Below are 18,361 nucleotides of genomic sequence, written 5' to 3' on the forward strand. Positions count from 1 at the left end.
GGTCTATTCCTTCACCGACGCGTTGCTTGCCTGACCCTGAGCAAGCTGGGTGGCGGAATCTTCCGTCGCCTGAGCCTGCTTGCGCTCGCGCACTTCGCCCGTCGTATCGTCGACGGTCACATCCACCGGCTCGACATCCTGACCGGCGCGAACGAGCTGCGAGCCTTCGACAATAACCCGGTCGCCAGCGGCAACGCCGCTGATGACCAGCCAATTGTTGCCGACGCTCTGGCTGACTTCCAGAACACGTTCCTCAACCTTGTTTTCCGCATTGACGAACAGACCGGTCGGCTCGCCCTTGGCGTTGCGAGACACCCCGCGCTGCGGCACGAGGAAACTGTCGGGCGCGACGCCTTCTTCAACCAGTGCACGAACAAACATGCCCGGCAACAGCAGGCGATCAGGATTGGGGAATGTTGCGCGCAGTGTGAAGGTGCCCGTCGTTTCACTCACGGCGGATTCAGCAAATTCCAGCTTGCCCGACAGCGGATAGATCGCGCCGGTTTCGAGTTTCAGGCGAACAGAAACATTTTCGCCGCTGATCTTGATGCGACCGTCCTGAATGGCCTGACGCAGATTGAGAAGATTGGTGCTTGATTGCGTCACATCGACATTGATCGGATCGAGCGTGCGGATCGTGGTCAGCGCCGTGTCCTGGCTGGCTGTCACCAGCGCGCCCGGCGTCAGGGTCGACCGGTCGATGCGTCCCCCGATGGGCGCCTTGATCGACGTATAATCAAGATTGATCCGCGCTGTATCGAGCGCCGCCTTGGCAGCCGCGACATCCGCATTGGCTTGCGCGAGCGACGCGATCGCATTGTCGAGATCCTGCTTGCTGACGGCGTTCTGCTTGATCAAGCCCTGATAGCGCGTCACCATGGATTGTGCGCTTGGCACGGTGGCTTCCGCTTTCTGGAGAGCAGCCGCAGCACTGTCATAGGCAGCCTGATAGCTGGCGGGATCGATCTGATAGAGCGCGTCGCCCTCCTTGACCTCGCCACCTTCCGTAAACAGTCTTTTCTGAATGATGCCGCCAACCTGCGGCCTGACTTCCGCCACCAGCGAGGCCGTCGTACGTCCCGGCATTTCCGCATTGATTGATACCGATTGCGGCTGCAGGGTTACAACACTGACCTGCGGCTTGGGTGCCGCGCCGGCGGCGGTATTCTGGGATTGCTCTTGCGAACAGGCCGACACCAGCAGAAGCGAGGCGGCTGCCAGCGCCATTCCGAAAGACCGCACACCTGGGAGGGGGCGTCGGGACTTGGGATGGGAATTCAGCGGCTGAACCATACTATAGACCTTGTTTATAGAGCGATTTGTTTGCCATCGGTAACGTCACCGTTTGTGTGATACCGTTCGGCGTTTTGTTGGCGATATCGATGCACCCTCCCATGCGCTCGATAATCTCCTTTGCGATAGCCAGTCCAAGCCCGGCCCCGGGATGCATTTTACGGCGTCCCGCATCCACCCGGAAAAACGGCTCGAAGATGCGTCCCATCATCTCCTCGGGAATGCCCGGACCGTTGTCTTCTATAAAAACGATTGCCTTGCCGTTCTTCTCAAAACTCGACACAACCGCGTGATGACCATGGGTTGCAGCATTGATCATCAGGTTGCGTAGCGCCCGTGTCAGCGCAATCGGGTTCGCCTGCACCATGAGCGGCTGCGTGTTCTTTGCTGTCTGCAACTCTGCCGAATAGCCAATAGCGCGCAGTTCCTTGACCAGCTCGCTCACGAGGCGATCCAGCTGCAAAATCTCCGTCGCGCCATTGCTGTCCACTTCTTCGCGCACGAGGCGGATCGCGCTATCAGCAATGGAATCGAGTTCTTCCAGATCGGCCAGCCATTTTTGGCGTTCGGTCTCATCCGTGACGAACTCGGCGCGAAGCCGCATGCGCGTCATCGGTGTCCGCAGATCGTGACCGGCGGCGGCCACCAGCCGCATACGGCTTTCCATCGCGGCTTTAAGCCTTGTCGAAAGCTGGTTGATGGCCTTTGCGGTGGCTCGCACCTCGCCCGATCCCGTCTCGGGGATCAGCGGCAGCACACCATCCGGCCCGATACGCGTGACCGCGCCTTCCAGCAGGCGCAGGGGTTTGGTAATCTTGTCGGCGGCAAATAATGAAATGGCCGCGCTGCCCAGAACGATCAGACAGATCCACAGTGCCAGCACCCGGGCCGCTCCATCCGGTGGGCCCATTTGCGGGATTTGCAGGATCAACCATTGCTCTTCACCAAGCTTGACAGAAACATTCTCCGTTCTCGGTGTATCTGCGTGACTGACGATTATCGGCCAGTTTTTACCATTCGCCGCCAATGCGCGTGAAATGAAACTTGTGCCTCTTTCATCGACGTCATTATCGACCGGCTGCTTTTGAAGCCTGAAACCGAGCTTCTCCGCCTCCTCGGGGTTCTTATCGAACAACGAAACGAGCAGGATGATCTGGCGCGCCAGCGGATCAGATGTCAGTTCGCGCGACGGCGGGCTGAGCACACGGTCTGCCGCAAAAGTCGCAAGCCCCACAACGGCGACAATGGCGCAGATCAACAACAACGCGATGCGATTACGCAATGTGTTCATCGTGTCACGACCGATGTCTTGACCGGGATCGTCAGCTGATAGCCGCCATTGCGAACAGTTTTGAACACATCTCCGGCCTGACTGTCATCCAGTTTACGGCGCAACCGGCTCATAAGCACGTCAATCGAGCGATCCAGCGGCCCGCGACCGCGCCCCTGGGTAAAATCGAGCAATTGATCGCGTGACAGCAAACGACCCGGTCGTTCCACGAACACTTTCAGCAGGTCGAACTCGGCCGCCGTCAGTTCAAGCTGGACGCCGTCTTCCCTGGTGACGGCACGCAATTGGGGATCGAGCGTGAAAACACCGAAATGGAAGATCGTCACATCATCGTTCGGGGATAGCACCACATGCTGGCTACGGCGCAATACGGCCTTGATACGCGCCGTCAGCTCGCGCGGATTGAACGGCTTGCCGAGATAATCATCCGCGCCGATTTCCAGACCGATGATGCGGTCCACATCTTCCTTCAAAGCAGTCAGCAGAATGACCGGAATGCTGGGCTCCCGATCCCGCAGCCGCCTGCAAATGTCGAGGCCGGAACCATCCGGCAACATGACATCGAGAACGATCAGGTTGGGGTTCGTCTCCGCAAGACGCTTTTCACATTCGCGTCTATCACCGGCCACCGAAACACGAAACCCCTGCTCGCTGATATAGCGAGACAGAAGAGATCGAATTTCCGGGTCATCATCGACAATCAGTATATGCGGAGGAACACTCATTCAGACTCGTGTCGTTTAACAGTCAGCTATTATTGGCAGACAATATAACTGTTTCACGACGAGTATTTCCTGTTTTTTTGTAACCGAATATTTCCACACAAAAGTCAGCAACATTCAGCAACAAATCAGCCGGAAAAAGCCTCCGCAGCAACACTGCGGCGGGAAGGAACCACAACACGTCAACGTGAACCAAAGCCACAGACCGTCGCGCGACGTCCGATAGTAATCAGGCTCTTTCGCTGATCACACGCCGCAAAAGAGTGTTGGCCGTATCGATATCCGTACTCTCAAATTCCCTGAACAATTTCTGATGCACGCCATCAAGGAGCTTTTGCATGATGGAAACGACACGGCGCCCCTCTTCAGTCAACCTGATCCGGTTCGCCCGCCTGTTGTTTTCATCCACCTCGCGACGCGCGAGCTGAAGCGCCTCGAGTGAATCGATCATCCGCACCAGCGATGCCGCCGTGAGTCCCATTTCTGTTGCGATATCAATCTGCTTGGCGCCGTCCCCAACATGCGCGATCCAGAACAGGCAAGCCGCGATCCCCGAATCAAGCCCCAGATCCAGCAAGGCCTCGTTTGCGAGTGACCGCCATATTTTTGCGGAAACAAGTATATTTGCCATCAAATCCCGCAACAAAGTCAATTTTTCTGCGTCAATTGTCATTGATAATACTTCTTTTCTAAACACTAGCCCCTCAAGGCACGATTAAAACCTCTCATTCTGAAATGAATGATTATACCATCAGTCAAACTCTAAAAATCGCAACTTTTTGAAAAATAATGAGAATTTTATAATTAGCCTACCAATTATTATCTGGATGAAATTTTCTGAAGCAAATACGGTTGATATAACAATAAAGTATAAATTATTATACATTATATAAATTGGTATCTTTACTGCAACATTATAGCAATTAGTTTCTGTATTACTTTTGAATTTGTTGAGAATGAGAAGTTGCCGCTGTATAAATGGCCTCACAAAATTCACGCTGAATCGAGGCAACTCTTATGAAAATGAAGACCGTTCTGATCTCTACGGCTGCGACGATGATCTCCTTTTCATCCTATGCTGCCGACGCAATCATCTCGCCAGAGCCGGAAGGCGTTGAGTATGTGCGTGTTTGCGATGCCTATGGCGCGGGCTATTTCTATATCCCAGGCACCGAAACGTGCCTGCGCATCCACGGTTATGTCCGTTATGACATTATGGGCGGTGACGATGTCTACTCTGGCATTGATCGCGAAGGCTGGGACAAAACTGCCCGTTTTGCGCTTCGCACTTCGACCGGTTCGGAAACCGAATTCGGCACCTTGAAGACTTTTACTGAAACCCGCTTCAACTATTGGGCAAACAGTTCCGGCATCAGCGATGTATATGGTGATGCGGATTCGGATGTTGTCCTGCGATATGCCTTTATCGAACTCGGCGGACTGAGGGTCGGTATCGACGACTCGGAATTCCACACCTTCACCGGCTATCTCGGCGATATCATCAATGATGACGTGGTTTCACCCGGCGCTTATCGCACCGGCAAGATCTCATACACATTTGGAGGCAGCAGCGGCTTTTCCGCAGTCATTGCCCTCGAACAGGGTGGCGACAATGATGGCGGCTATATCAACCCTGACGGTCACGATTATACCATTGACGGCTATGTGCCGCATGTCGTCGGCGGATTGAAATATGCGGGCGGCTGGGGGACAATCGCTGGTGTTGTGGCCTATGACTCAGTCATTGAAGCGTGGGCTGCCAAGGTCCGCGGCGACGTCAATCTGACCGACCGTTTCTCGCTCTGGCTGCAGGGCGCATATTCTTCGGAAGACGATCCGGATCAGATGTATGGCCAGTGGGGCGGCGACTGGGCTGTGTGGGGCGGCTTGAAATTCAGGGCTACCGATAAGGTGGCATTCAATCTGCAAGGCGCACATGATGATTGGGGCAAGACGGCCGCTGCGGCCAACATCGCCTATCAGATCGTTCCCGGTTTCACCATCACGCCGGAAATCAACTACACCAAATTCGGCGGCGAGTGGAAACGCTACGAAGCCGATGTGCGAGACAATACGGTTAACGATGCATGGGGCGGCACAGTTCGCTTTCAGCGGTCGTTTTAATGATCAATACTTGAAACAGGTCGAGCATAATCCGACATCCATTGTGATGATCTGACCTCCAGTCGAGATAACATCACAAAAGGGCAGCGACAGACTCCTGTCTGTCGCTGCTTTCCATATAGCAAGCAATGATCAGTTTTTTGCTTTACGCTGACAGCCTTCCATAGCTGGCCAGCACTTCGCGCAGCTTATCGTGATCGATAGCCTGAACCCGCAGGCGATCATAGGAAGTCCCGCCCATGTCTTCTGCGGTCAGCATCGCATTGACCACCGCTTCCTCCACGCTGTCGACCGCAGCGAGATAGAAAGGATCGAGCGGTTCGTCATTGACGACTTCCATCTGGAGGAAAGGCTCGGAGCGATGCTGCATCGGGCGCTGATTGGCCGTCGAGAAGGCCAGGAAAATATCGCCTGAATTATTGCCGCCCGGTGTACCGTTGCGACCGATACCAAGCGCTGCGCGGCGCGCCAGCCGCTGCAGTTGATGCGGCATCAGCGGCAAGTCGGTTGCCAACACCACGATGATGGAACCGCGCTCCTGCAACTGGCTTTGCGGGGTGCCGTCGCGCATGTGCTGGCCAACCGGAACACCGGCAATCGTCAGCCAGTCGCGCTGACCATGATTGGCCTGCACCAGCGCACCAATGGTGAAGCTGCGACCGCCGAACTCCACGACGCGCGAGGCCGTGCCCGTACCGCCCTTGAAGCCATAGGTGATCATGCCCGTACCGCCGCCGCAATTGCCTTCCTGCACCGGGCCGGGGGCAACGCTGTCGAGCGCCTTGCGCACGTCGGCTTCCGTCACCGGGAAGCAGTTAATGTCGTTCAGCACGCCGTCATAGGTCTCGGCAATAACTGGCATGATCCAGAGAAAATCATCGGTCTGGTAGGTCGAGGCATAGCGGTCGACCATCCAGCGCGTGGTGGCGTGATGAGCCATGCCGATGCCGTGCGTATTGGTGATGACGACGGGGCCAAGGAAGTAACCGCCATCTGCGATCCAGTGCGTGCCGGTCATTTCGCCATTGCCATTGAAGCGATGAACACCGGCATAGACAGGAACCGGCGTTTCAGACTGCATATGCGGCAGAATGGCGGTCACGCCGGTGCGCACCGGACGCTTGCGGCCCGGGCGTGGCTCGTTCTCAATGATCGTCTGGAAGCCGACGCCGATGCCATCGACATCGGTGATTGCATTATTTGGGCCGGTGCGCCCGTTGAAAGGAATGCCGAGATCGCGGCCACGCGGTTTACGGATAGGTGTCTGTGAAGTCATATTATTTCTGCCGAGAACGAAGATAGAGACCGAGCGAAGCCACGACGAATGAGAAGGTCAGCATCATGACGGCGATCGCGTTGATTTCCGGTTTGATGCCGCGCCGCAGCATGGCGAAGATAAACATCGGCAGGGTCGTAACATCAACACCAGCGATGAAATAGGTGATGACGAGGTCATCCATGGAAATAATGAAGGCAAGCAGCGCGCCGCCGAGAATGCCGGGCATGAGTTGAGGCATCACGACCTTGCGGAACGTCGTCCATTCATTGGCGCCGAGATCAGCCGATGCATGTTCCAGCGTACGGTCCATACCGGCCAGCCGGGCCGAAACCACAATGAACACATAAGAGATCAGAAACGTGCATTGTCCGATGACGATCGTGGTCAAGCCCAGATGAATACCTGCATTGACGAAGAAGATCAGCAGCGCAATGCCCAGCACGATATCCGGCATCAACATCGGCATGAAAAGCGTCACCTGATAGAAGCGCTTTCCCAGAAAATTGTAGCGATGCATAGCCAGCGCCAGCGCTGTTCCGAGAACGGTCGAGATGAGCGTCGTTGAAATCGCAATTTTCAGACTGTTGAACACGGCCGCCACAAGCTGGTCGGTCGATTCAATATAGAGCGCGCTTTCGGAAACCCCTGTCTTGAAACCAAGCACCTGTGCATACCAGTCGGTGGTAAAGCCGCTCCACACCATCATGTTCACCGGATTCGCGTTGAACGAATAGACGATGATGAGCGCAAGCGGGATATAGATGAAGGCGAAGAACAGGGCGACGTAGAGCAGCAATCCGCCATTGAAGAGAGTACGGGCGATTTTCATGAATATCTCCCCTTACCGCGACAGCGCTTCGGCGGCATTACGCCGGTTGGTCAAAAGCACATAGAACAAGAGCAGCACCAGCATGACGGCCATCACCATCATGGCGAGCGCCGATCCGAACGGCCAATTGCGCGCCGACAGGAACTGCCCTTCAATGAGATTGCCCAGCATCATCACCTTGGCACCACCAAGCACGGCAGGCACGACGAAATTTCCAAGCGACGGAATGAAGACAATCACCGAACCGGCGGCAATACCGGGTGCGGTCAGCGGCAGCACAATGCGGAAAAATGTCCGCACCGGACCCGCACCCAGATCAAGCGACGCCTGCACCAGACGCCAGTCCAGCTTTTCAATGCTGGCATAGACCGGCATGAACATGAATGGCAGAAACACATAGACCATACCCAGCACGATGGCCCCGTCGGTATAGATCATGTCGAGCGGGCGCGAAATGATACCGAGCGACATCAGCGTTTCATTGATGAGGCCTGTCGGGCGCAGGATCATCACCCAGACGAACAACCGCACGATCAAGCTGGCGAAGAACGGCAGGGTAATGAGGAAAATGCAGAAATTCTTCCAACGGTCGGGAAGCCTGCTGATGTAGAACGCGGCAGGATAAGCGACCAGCAAGGCGGCGATGACCGTCACGATTGCGATCCGGACCGAGCGAAAGAAAATCGACAGATAGATAGGGTCGTATTCCTCGAATGCCGGGTCGGCAAAACCCAGAATGCGCCCGAAATTATGCGGGTAGAACTCCCATTCGACACCGCCATAAAGGCCGGGTGCGAGGAAGCTCGTCACCACCATAATCCCGAGTGGAATGGCGAAGAAGACCATCAGGAACAATGTGGCCGGTCCAAGAAGAACCGACAGTTGCAAGCGCCGCAGGGCAGCGAGATTCATTGCGCGCCCTCCCCTTCACAAAGAAGGTGGACCGTAGCCGGATCGTAATACCAGCGCGCAGCCTGCCCCGGCTGCAGATCATTGACCGTGTTTCTGTCCACAGCCGGAATCTGCGCCATCAGCCTGCGCCCGGAAGCGAGCCGCCCAAGCAGTTCGAATGACGAGCCGACAAAGACAATCTGGTCGAGCGTGACATCAAGCGCGCCATGTCTTTCATTGCGCGCGACAAGCGAAAAATTTTCAGGCCGCAGAAGTGCGGTGCCCTTGCCCTTGGCTTTGCCGTCACCGTCGTGATGCAACACCGTCCCATCCCCCAATACAAAACCGTTGGCGTCGGCTTGTCCTTCCAGCAGATTGCTGGCCCCAACGAAATTGGCGACGAAGGCATTGACCGGGCGGTCATACACAATCCGCGGCGCATCCAATTGCTGGATGCGCCCGTTGGAAAGTACCGCCACGCGATCCGACATGGTCAGCGCTTCCTGCTGGTCGTGGGTGACGAAGATGAAGGTAATACCCAATTCGTGCTGCAAGGTTTTTAGTTCGAGCTGCATCGCCTCGCGTAGATTCTTGTCGAGCGCAGATAGCGGCTCATCCAGCAGCAGGACCTTTGGCCGCGCCACAATGGCCCGGGCCAAAGCAACGCGCTGCTGCTGGCCGCCTGAGAGCTGTCGCGGCAAGCGTGCTTCCATACCGGCCAGTCCCACCATCTGCAAAACAGCCCTGACGCGCTCCGTGCGCTCGACCTTCCCGACACCCGCGACTTCGAGAGCATATCCGGCGTTCTGCCCGACGCTCATATGCGGAAACAGCGCATAGTTCTGAAAGACCGTATTGACCGGGCGGCGATAAGGTGGACGGTCCGTCATGTCGACGCCGTCGATCTCGATCCGCCCGCTATCCAGTGCGGCAAATCCGCTGATTGCCTGTAGCAACGTCGTTTTGCCGCAACCCGACGGGCCCAGCAATGTGATGAATTCATTCCGACCGATATCCAGATCGATACCGTCCAGTGCCCTAACCTCGCCGCCCTCCGGACTGGCAAAGGTCTTGGCGGCTGACACCAGCCGCACAATCGCATCGCGCATTTTTCGTTCCCCGAAATGTTATTGAACTAACTCTTGCGTGATTTGGTTATGTTGATACCATATTCCGGTACAAGTCAACGCCTCGAAGACCCATCCTTTCCGTCACCAGCGTTAGGCCGGAAATGCTGGGACCTTTGAGAAAAATGTGACAAACGACAAGGGGAACTACTATGATGACCTTCAAGGGTGCCGTTCAGCGCCTTGGGCTGATTGCGCTTACGGTTATGGGCATGTCTACCGGCAAGAGCTTGGCGGACGAGCTGAACATCTATAACTGGGGCGAATATATCAATCCCGCTGTTCTTCAGAAGTTCGAGGAAGAGACCAAGATCAAGGTCAACCTTTCCACCTATTCCTCCAATGAAGAAATGCTGGCCAAGATTCAGGGCGGCGCCAGCGGCTACGACATCGTGTTTCCGTCCGTGCATATGCAGGACATTATGGCCAAGCTCGATCTGCTGGCAAAGACCGATATCAATACCTATGAGGGCTTCAAGAACATTGATCCGAAGTTCCTTCGCGCCAAGAGCGATCCGAAGGGTGAATATTGCCTGCCCTATGCCTTTGGAACGGTCGGCATTCTCTATAACCGGCGCGTCCTCGGCAAAGACGTCACCGGCTGGAAAGACCTGCTGGCGACGGTCAAGGAAAAGGGGCTCAAGATCACCCTTCTCGACGATATGCGCGAAGTGCTGAGTGTTGGCCTCATCCTCAACGGCAATTCCGTGAATTCGACCGACCCGGCGCAACTCCAGAAAGCCGCCGATACCGTGATCGAGATGAAGCCTTATGTGGCCGCTTTCACTTATGACTCCCGACCGATGGTTGGCGCGGGCGATGTTGCCGCCGCACATTTCTTCGTCGGCAGCATGATAGACGTCTTCGGCAATCCGAAGGACTTGGGTTACGTGATCCCTGAAGAGGGTGGCACCATGTATCAGGAAGATATGTGTGTTCTCAAAACGCCGCCAAACAAGGACAATGCCGTCAAGTTCATGCAGTTCTATACACGGCCTGAAATTGCGGCACTCAATGTTGCACAGCAGACCAACGGCACCCCCAATGTGCCAGCCCGCCAGCTGACGCCAGACAACATTAAAAACAGCAAGGAAATCAACCCGACCGACGATACGATGAAGCGACTTCAGATTTTCGAGGATCTGGGCTCCGGCGTCCGCCAGCTCGACCGGGTATGGACAAAGGTGAAAACGGCACAATAAGCTGTTGCATCGCCTCCAGTCGCCATCGGCGCGACTGGAGAACATCCCGAAAATTGTGAGACAGTTTCTGGACAAGATACGCTCAAAAACAAATAGATAGAGCGGCTCTGGCGATTCAGTTCCAGAGGAAACCGCTCTGGAGTTTACGGGAGGGGGTAAGGTTTGGCTAAAGACATTCTCGTACGCCTGCAAAGCGCAGAGCTACGCAAATCCAAGGCCGACAAGCTGATTGCCAGCTATATCGAGCGCAACATCGCCGACCTTCCATTCGAGACGGCCAAGTCCATTGCCGAACGGCTTGGTATTTCCCAGATGACGGTGGGTCGCTACCTGCGGCGGCTGGGCTTCGACGGCCTGGAGGAAATGAAAACCGCACTCAGGCGCGGGCGTTCCAATCCGGCATGGCAGGTGAAAGGGCCAGTCGCCCGGCTTCAGCAGGATTTTCGCGAAGGCAAATTGCTAGCAGGTCTGGTGCAACAGCAGATCGAGAACCTCGGCACAGTCTACGAATTGACCACTCGGCCGGAATGGCAGCAGACCATCGATGCTCTGATCGAAGCACGCGAAGTCTATGTTGCCGCCTATCAAAATGTGCGCGGCATCGCGCAATATTTTTCGTCGCAACTTTCCTATTCGCGCCCCGGCGTCTCCTTCATGGACGGACTGAACGGCACCTATGCGGAACTTCTGGATGGGTCCGTCGCAAACCGTGTGCTGTTTCTGCACGATGTGCGCCGTTTCGCCTCCAAGGCGCGCCCGCTGGCGGTCGAAGCGCGCCGCGTCGGCGTGAAGGTCATCCTGTTGACCGACGAATTCTGCCCATGGGCAAGCGAAGTTGCCGACATTGCGCTCATCGTCCCCGGTTCTCACGGTCCGCTGTGGGACGGCGCGGCGACGATGACGGCAATCATGGATCTTATGTTATCGCATATCATCATTCTGCTCGGCAGTGCAGTCGATGAACGGGTGCAGCAACTGACCCGCTTGCAGGATATTTTCGGCGACTTCGAGAGCTAGGTTTTCACCTGCTCCACGAATTCGGCTATGGATACGGTTCTGTTTTCAGCCCCTGCTGTCTGTATGGCCAGCACGGTTGCGAGTGTCATCATGCCATCGCGTGCAGACACCAGCGGCTCCACCTCACGACGGATAACCGATAAAAAATGGTCGAGCTGATTGACATAGGCACGCGACCCATCCAGCGAAACATGCTGGCGCAGAAGCGGGTCCTGCCAGTTGCCATCCGGGTTTTCGTGACGCCACAAATCCATGCCAGGCGCAGTCAGGCAACCTTTCGTACCGCCGAAATAATAGGTGTTCTCCGGCTGATGCGGGAAGTAAAGCGCTTGCCCCGCAGCCGTATCCCAGTTGAAAGGCGAGACCACCGTATCGCTCATCAGGAAACTGCCGAGCGCACCGTTTTCAAACCGGAGTGCGATACTGGCCGTGTCTTCCACTTCAAACGCACGGACGGCATTGGATGTGAATGCCTGTACGGAATGGATATCGCCGCAAATATATCGCAGGCAATCAATGTCGTGGATCAGATTGATCAATAGCGGTCCGCCACCTGCCCGGCGACGCCAATCCACGTTGAAATAGTGCTCCGGCTTGTCGGTAAGCCACATGCCGTGCACGGCAACCAGTCGACCGATTGTTCCTTCGGCAAGCAATTGCCTGCTTTTCTGAATATCGGGGCTGTGCCGGCGCTGATGCCCAACCAGCACCGGCACGCCCGAACTTTCGCTGGCCTGCACCAGTGCAATGGCGGATTCGAGCGTATCGGAAATCGGCTTTTCAACGAGACAGGCAATATTGCGCTCAACGCAGGCAAGCGCCGCCTTAACATGCAATGCATTTGGCGATGCGATGATAACACCATCGGGTTTCACATCGTCCAGCATCGCTTCGAAATCAAGAAAATGACGAATGCCAATGGCAGAAGCATAATGCACGCTTTCGTCCGACACATCGGAGATCGCAACCAGTTCCGCATTCGGATTTGCCGCTATCAACGTGACATGTTCACGGCCAATCAAGCCTGCGCCAATCAGCGCGATACGATGCGGCGCCATCAGCACACGTCCTTTCGGCCAGGCAGAAGTGTGATCTTCAAAGCGCGCAATTTATCAAATGATCTGTCCGTCATTTTTCCTCCCCAGAATATCTTCAGCAGCTCCCACGATCAGGGACGATCAACAGATCATCCGAGAAAGTCTCAAACCTTGCCGCAAGACAGGATATCACATTGTAACCGGAACGCGAGACATGTATGATAAAGTGTCAAATATCTGAGATATCCTCTAATGCGTTACGAATCCTCCAATGAGTCCATTGCTGAAAGCTGCTATCGCCGCATTCGGACCGATATTATCTTCGGGCGTCTGGCGCCCGCGCAACGGTTGCGGCTGGAAAGCCTGAAGGATTCCTACGACACCAGCGTCAGCACGCTGCGTGAAATTCTCAACAGGCTGTCGTCGGAAGGCTTTGTCGTCGCAGAGGGGCAGCGCGGCTTTGAAGTCGCCCCCATGTCGGATGCCGATCTCAAGGAAATCGCAGCCCTGCGCCTGTTGCTGGAAACCCATGCGCTCGAACAATCCTTCGCTTTCGGCGGCATGGACTGGGAAGCGCAACTGGTCTCCTCGCACTATAAGCTGGCGCGGATGGAACAGATCATGGCGTCAGGTGACGCCAGCCGGGCAGAAGAATGGAAGCGCTATGACTGGGAGTTTCATCAGGCATTGATCTCGGCCTGCGGTTCCCGGTTGCTGATGGAAACCCATGCCACCGTCTTCGACAAATATCTGCGCTATCAGATGGTTGCACTGTCCTATCGCGGCGACGTCGCCGAAAAGGAACACAAGCAGTTGCTGGACGCTGCGCTGGCGCGCAATGCGACTGAAGCAAAAGCCATTCTTATCAAACATATAGATGGCGGCGTCCAACATGCGCTGGCCGGGGGCACGCTGCCCTGATCGGCTGCCCTTCCCGCTATCGTTATTGAACGTGACCGCCACGCAAAAGGAAACACCATGCTGCGGGAAGACAGTACATCCACCGAAACCGTCAGCGATGTGGTTTTCCGGCAGATCCGCAAGGACATCATCTCGGGAACGTTACCGCCACGAGCCAAGATCAAGCTTGAACAGGCGAAAGAGCGCTATTCGATCAGCGTTTCGTCGCTGCGCGAAATCCTCAACCGGCTGACCACGGAAAATCTCGTAGTGGCCGAGGGGCAGCGCGGCTTTGAAGTCAGCCCCGCCTCCCGTAAGGAACTGGAGGAACTGGCCGATCTGCGCGGAGTTCTCGAAACCCATGCCATCGCGCTTTCCTTTGCAGCTGGTGACCTTGAATGGGAAGGCCGTATCGTTGCGGCCCACCACAAGCTCGCGGCGGCCGAAAGAGTTCTGCTTGCAGGCGATGCATCGCGCACCATCGACTGGGTTCGTTACGACTGGGAATTTCATCAAGCCATCGTGTCGGCATGCGATTCAGAAACGCTGCTGACGGCACTATCCTCGGTGTTTGACCGCTTTCTGCGCTATCACATGCTGGCGCAGACATTCCGCGGACGCCCTGTCGTGGACGACCACAAATTGCTGTTTGAACTGGCTGTTGCACGCGATGTCGAAGGTGCGCAAGCGGTTATACGCCGCCATATACAAAGCGGCGTAGACCACATCCTCAAAAGCGGACGTATCGCCTGATCCACCATCCGCCCAATCACACCGGGTGTGGCGCCGATCAGGAAAAATCGTTTTATGTAAAATTCAAAATCTCATATGATTTCGATAAACTCGGTTGATTTGCCAAGCATCATCTGCCAAACATATAATCATACGGCCATCTGATCCACGGGAGAGGATCGATAGAGCGCCAGTTTTTGGGAGGAGGAACAAATGTTTAAGTCCATGCTGACACGTCGTCACATGATGCTGGGCGCGGCAGCGCTGGTTGCAGCCGTTGGGCTCGCCAAGCCTGCATCAGCCATTACGCCAGAAGAAATCAAGGCGCGCGGCAAGCTCATCGTTGGCATTCAGGGCGACAATCCGCCATGGGGTTTTGTGACGAGCGCAGGCCAGCAGGATGGCCTCGACGCCGATATCGCCACTTTGTTCGGCAAGGAACTCGGCGTTCCGGTCGAATTCGTTCCGCTTGAAGTCAACAACCGCATTCCCGCCCTGACCACCGGCCGCGTTGACGTGCTGTTCGCAACCATGGCCATGCTGCCGGAACGCGCCAAGGCTGTGCAGTTCAGCAAGCCCTATGTGGCCAATGCCATTGTGCTGATCGGCCCGAAATCCATGTCGATCAAGACCAATGACGACATGGCCAATCTCACCATTGGCGTTGCCAAAGGCGCTGCACAGGACACGCAGGTTACCAAAAACGCGCCATCCAGCGCCACCATCCGTCGTTATGACGGCGATGCGCCAAGCGTACAGGCTCTGGCGTCCGGTCAGGTGCAGGCGCTTGGCGGAAACATCTTCTATATGGATCGCGTCGAAAAGGCTCGTCCGGGTGAGTTCGAAAACAAGCTGGAATTCCAGAAGCTCTATAACGGCGCTTGCACGCGTCTGGGCGAAAAGGAACTCAACGCTTCGATCAACACCTTCATCGACAAGATCAAGGACAATGGCGAGCTGAAGAAAATCTACGACAAGTGGATGAAAGTGCCTGTTCCGGAATTCCCGGAAAAGCTTGAAGGCGTTTCCTTCACGGCGAACTGATAATTCAGCGCTCCTGATTGCAGACGCTGGCTGACAGCATTTTCGGCAAAAGCGCGAAGCCGCTTTGCGTTAAAATGCATAAAAACGAGAATTGGTGAGGCTCCGGGGGGGCGCTTCTCCGATTAACAAACGCCAGCGTCTGCAACCGTTTCCTCATGTCGTAAGACGGCCTGCCCGCCGTTTCGGGAAGCACCATGTCCAGAACCATCTTTATCTTGAACGGCCCCAATCTCAATCTGCTCGGTGAGCGCGAGCCGACAGTCTATGGCACCACGACTCTTGCCGATATTCGCGACCGCGCAACACAAGTGGCCGAGGCGCTTGGTTATACGGTCGATTTTCGCCAGACCAATTTTGAGGGCGAGCTGGTGGAAAGCGTGCATCAGGCCCGGAAGGAAGCTTGCGGCATCATCGTCAATCCGGCGGGATATACATTCACATCGGTCGCCTTGCTTGACGCCTTGAAGATGTTCGACGGCCCGAAGATCGAGCTGCATATTTCGAACGTCCATGCCCGTGAGAGCATCTACCACAATTCCCTCATTTCACGGGTCGCGACCGGCATCCTGATCGGGTTCGGCGCAAACGGTTACGAGCTGGCCGTGCAAGCCATGGCAAAGATGGTCGACAAAGACTGACCGACAGACATCTGGCCGCACCGGCCAATTGGAGCAAAGAGAACAACGGCGACCAGAAAGACGACCCGTCGCCCAAGGCTCAGGGCCTGTTGTTCAAAAGCAAACAGACAGAGCGAACGATGAATTATACTCTGGATTTCACGCCGGTCATCGATGGCCTCCCCAACCTGCTGCTCGCCTGTTTGGGAACCTTTACCATGGCTATATTCGGCATGTTGCTGGCAATCGTCATCGGCATTGGCGGCGTCCTGCTGCGCGGCTCACGCTACTGGTTTCTGCGCTGGCTGGTCATCGGCTTTGTCGAACTCATCCGCAACACGCCATTTCTCGTCCAGATCTTCTTCATCTATTTCGCATTGCCGCTTGCCGGTGTCCGGCTCGATCCGACGCCAACCGCCATCATCGCGCTAGGCATCAATGGCGGGGCCTATGCCATCGAGATCATTCGCGGCGGGGTTCAATCCATTCCAAAGGGCCAGATCGAGGCTGGTATCGCGCTTGGTCTGCACAAGGCGCAGGTTTTCCGGTTGATTGTGCTTAAACCGGCGTTGCGGGCGATTTTTCCGTCGCTGACAAGCCAGTTTATCCTGTTGACGCTGACAACCAGCATTGCCTCGGCAATCTCGGCCTATGAACTGACTTCCGTTGCCCAGCGCATCGAATCCGACAGCTTCCGCAGCTTCGAGGTCTATTTTACCGTCACGGCGTTCTATCTGGTGATTTCCTGGGTCATGATGCGCCTCTTCTCCTTCATCTCGGCGCGCTATTTCGCCTATCCGGTCAAGTAGGAGTTTCCCCATGGGTCACGATGAATTCGTCTTCCTGCTGATCGGATTGAAGTGGACCGTTGCGCTTTCGGCCGTTGGTTTTGTCTGCGGCTGCACGGCAGGTCTCGGCATTGCCTTGCTGCGTACTTCGGGCATTCCAGCACTGGAACGGATGACGGCAACCTATATCGCGGTGTTTCAGGGAACACCGCTTTTGATGCAGCTCTTTGTGGTCTATTACGGCCTTGCGCTCATCGGGCTGAAACTCGATGCATGGCTTGCCGTTGCCATCGGCCTGACGCTGCATGCCAGCGCCTATCTGGGCGAAATATGGCGCGGCTCCATTGAAGCGGTTCCCAGGGGCCAGACGGAAGCCGCGAAAGCGCTCAGCCTTCGCTATTTCTGGCGCATGAAGGACGTGATCCTGCCACAGGCGATCCGCATTTCGCTGCCTGCCACCATTGGCTTTCTGGTGCAGCTGATCAAGGGAACATCGCTTGCCTCCATCGTCGGCTTTACCGAGCTGACGCGGGCCGGAAACATTATTTCCAACCAGATTTTCGAACCGCTCACCGTCTTCGGCATTGTTGGCGCACTCTATTTCCTGATGTGCTGCCCGCTGACGATTTTCGGCGCGCATCTTGAACGCAAATTTGCCGCGTCGAGCCGCTGACCACCACGACACCGCCCGGAGTGACCCGATGATCCACCAGCCCTCTGCCGAGACTTCCGATGCGATGATCCGCTTGCAGAATGTCGAGAAATGGTACGGCAATTTTCAAGCCTTGCACGACATCAATCTGGCTGTGGGCAAGGGAGAAAAGATCGTTCTTTGCGGACCGTCCGGCAGCGGAAAATCGACGCTCATTCGCTGCATCAACCATCTGGAAACCTACCAGAAGGGCGAAATCCACGTCGGCGGTATTCTGCTTGGTCATGCGGGCAAATCCATTGATGCTGTACGCCGCGAGGTGGGCATGGTGTTCCAGCAGTTCAATCTCTTCCCGCATCTCACCGTGCTGCAAAACTGCATGCTGGCGCCGATGCGCTCGCTTAAGGCCAGCAAGGCAGATGCGGAAAAGAGCGCCAAGGCGCTTTTGAACCGCGTGAAAATTCTGGAGCAGGCCGACAAATTCCCGTCGCAACTTTCAGGCGGTCAGCAGCAGCGCGTCGCCATCGCCCGGGCGTTGTGCATGAAGCCGAAGGTCATGCTCTTCGACGAACCGACCTCCGCGCTCGACCCGGAGATGGTCAAGGAAGTGCTCGACACCATGGTCAGCCTTGCGGATGAAGGCATGACGATGATCTGCGTCACCCATGAAATGGGCTTTGCCCGGCAGGTGGCCGACCGCGTGATCTTCATGGCCGAAGGCGCAATTATCGAACAGGCTTCTCCGGACGAATTCTTCGCCAATCCGAAGCAGGAACGCACGCGCAAGTTTCTGGGCGAGCTATTGCATCACTGACC

Annotated in this window: 19 protein-coding genes; 10 read left to right on the forward strand and 9 right to left on the reverse strand. The window is 55.9% G+C overall.

Annotated elements, in window-relative coordinates; genetic code table 11:
* Positions 1-3 precede the first annotated feature (3 nt).
* The 4 genes from QBD01_RS13100 to QBD01_RS13115 form a co-directional block, all read right to left on the reverse strand.
* Positions 4-1,227, reverse strand: a complete 1,224-nt coding sequence (locus QBD01_RS13100; RefSeq protein ID WP_280993163.1) for an efflux RND transporter periplasmic adaptor subunit — start codon at positions 1,225-1,227, stop codon at positions 4-6.
* Positions 1,228-1,294: 67 nt separating this feature from the next.
* Positions 1,295-2,584, reverse strand: a complete 1,290-nt coding sequence (locus tag QBD01_RS13105; protein ID WP_280993164.1) for an ATP-binding protein — start codon at positions 2,582-2,584, stop codon at positions 1,295-1,297.
* Complete coding sequence (locus QBD01_RS13110; protein ID WP_280993165.1) at positions 2,581-3,309, reverse strand: response regulator; 729 nt, start codon at positions 3,307-3,309, stop codon at positions 2,581-2,583. The genes QBD01_RS13105 and QBD01_RS13110 overlap by 4 nt, the downstream gene beginning before the upstream one ends.
* Before the next feature lie 226 nt (positions 3,310-3,535).
* Positions 3,536-3,979, reverse strand: coding sequence for a MarR family transcriptional regulator (locus QBD01_RS13115; protein WP_280993166.1), 444 nt, complete (start codon positions 3,977-3,979; stop codon positions 3,536-3,538).
* A gap of 344 nt (positions 3,980-4,323) precedes the next feature.
* Here QBD01_RS13115 and QBD01_RS13120 point away from each other — a divergent pair, with 344 nt between their 5' ends.
* The gene (locus QBD01_RS13120; RefSeq protein WP_280993167.1) at positions 4,324-5,430 is read left to right on the forward strand and encodes a porin; all 1,107 of its coding nucleotides are present in this window, start codon (positions 4,324-4,326) and stop codon (positions 5,428-5,430) included.
* A gap of 145 nt (positions 5,431-5,575) precedes the next feature.
* On the opposite strand, the gene QBD01_RS13125 is transcribed toward QBD01_RS13120, so the two are convergent.
* From QBD01_RS13125 to QBD01_RS13140, 4 genes are read right to left on the reverse strand one after another with little or no spacing between them, the layout of a single operon-like run.
* Positions 5,576-6,706, reverse strand: a complete 1,131-nt coding sequence (locus QBD01_RS13125) for a P1 family peptidase (RefSeq protein ID WP_280993168.1) — start codon at positions 6,704-6,706, stop codon at positions 5,576-5,578.
* A 1-nt stretch (position 6,707) separates the two neighbouring features.
* Positions 6,708-7,538, reverse strand: a complete 831-nt coding sequence (locus QBD01_RS13130) for an ABC transporter permease (protein WP_280993169.1) — start codon at positions 7,536-7,538, stop codon at positions 6,708-6,710.
* Between the two features lie 12 nt (positions 7,539-7,550).
* On the reverse strand, positions 7,551-8,450 hold the full coding sequence (locus QBD01_RS13135) for an ABC transporter permease (RefSeq protein ID WP_280993170.1): 900 nt from the start codon (positions 8,448-8,450) through the stop codon (positions 7,551-7,553).
* Positions 8,447-9,538 (reverse strand): ABC transporter ATP-binding protein, encoded by a 1,092-nt coding sequence (locus QBD01_RS13140; protein WP_280993171.1) that lies wholly within the window; start codon positions 9,536-9,538, stop codon positions 8,447-8,449. Before QBD01_RS13140 ends, QBD01_RS13135 begins: the two co-directional genes overlap by 4 nt.
* A gap of 170 nt (positions 9,539-9,708) precedes the next feature.
* Here QBD01_RS13140 and QBD01_RS13145 point away from each other — a divergent pair, with 170 nt between their 5' ends.
* Positions 9,709-10,758, forward strand: coding sequence for a spermidine/putrescine ABC transporter substrate-binding protein (locus tag QBD01_RS13145; protein ID WP_280993172.1), 1,050 nt, complete (start codon positions 9,709-9,711; stop codon positions 10,756-10,758).
* A 162-nt stretch (positions 10,759-10,920) separates the two neighbouring features.
* Positions 10,921-11,775 carry a MurR/RpiR family transcriptional regulator gene (locus QBD01_RS13150; protein WP_280993173.1) on the forward strand — a complete coding sequence of 285 codons (855 nt, stop codon included), beginning with the start codon at positions 10,921-10,923 and terminating at the stop codon, positions 11,773-11,775.
* Here the strand turns inward: QBD01_RS13150 and QBD01_RS13155 are convergent.
* Positions 11,772-12,833, reverse strand: a complete 1,062-nt coding sequence (locus QBD01_RS13155; protein ID WP_280993174.1) for a Gfo/Idh/MocA family oxidoreductase — start codon at positions 12,831-12,833, stop codon at positions 11,772-11,774. The two genes, QBD01_RS13150 and QBD01_RS13155, sit on opposite strands and share 4 nt — an antisense overlap.
* 231 nt (positions 12,834-13,064) lie before the next feature.
* On the opposite strand from QBD01_RS13155, the gene QBD01_RS13160 reads away from it, so the two are divergent.
* The 7 genes from QBD01_RS13160 (at position 13,065) to QBD01_RS13190 (ending at position 18,359) form a co-directional block, all read left to right on the forward strand.
* Complete coding sequence (locus QBD01_RS13160) at positions 13,065-13,733, forward strand: GntR family transcriptional regulator (RefSeq protein ID WP_078336742.1); 669 nt, start codon at positions 13,065-13,067, stop codon at positions 13,731-13,733.
* Positions 13,734-13,790: 57 nt separating this feature from the next.
* Entirely contained in the window at positions 13,791-14,465 is a 675-nt protein-coding gene (locus QBD01_RS13165; RefSeq protein ID WP_280993175.1) for a GntR family transcriptional regulator, read from the forward strand.
* 192 nt (positions 14,466-14,657) lie between these two features.
* The gene (locus QBD01_RS13170) at positions 14,658-15,488 is read left to right on the forward strand and encodes a transporter substrate-binding domain-containing protein (protein WP_182520753.1); all 831 of its coding nucleotides are present in this window, start codon (positions 14,658-14,660) and stop codon (positions 15,486-15,488) included.
* 194 nt (positions 15,489-15,682) lie between these two features.
* Positions 15,683-16,126: a type II 3-dehydroquinate dehydratase gene (gene aroQ, locus QBD01_RS13175; protein WP_280993176.1), complete on the forward strand. Its 444-nt coding sequence runs from the start codon at positions 15,683-15,685 to the stop codon at positions 16,124-16,126.
* Positions 16,127-16,245: 119 nt separating this feature from the next.
* On the forward strand, positions 16,246-16,914 hold the full coding sequence (locus QBD01_RS13180; protein ID WP_182520755.1) for an amino acid ABC transporter permease: 669 nt from the start codon (positions 16,246-16,248) through the stop codon (positions 16,912-16,914).
* A 10-nt stretch (positions 16,915-16,924) separates the two neighbouring features.
* Positions 16,925-17,566, forward strand: coding sequence for an amino acid ABC transporter permease (locus QBD01_RS13185; protein WP_280993177.1), 642 nt, complete (start codon positions 16,925-16,927; stop codon positions 17,564-17,566).
* Between the two features lie 64 nt (positions 17,567-17,630).
* Positions 17,631-18,359, forward strand: coding sequence for an amino acid ABC transporter ATP-binding protein (locus QBD01_RS13190; RefSeq protein WP_280993298.1), 729 nt, complete (start codon positions 17,631-17,633; stop codon positions 18,357-18,359).
* Positions 18,360-18,361 lie beyond the last annotated feature (2 nt).

Source organism: Ochrobactrum sp. 19YEA23 (genome assembly GCF_029909865.1).
GTDB classification, from domain to species: Bacteria; Pseudomonadota; Alphaproteobacteria; order Rhizobiales; family Rhizobiaceae; genus Brucella; species Brucella gambitense.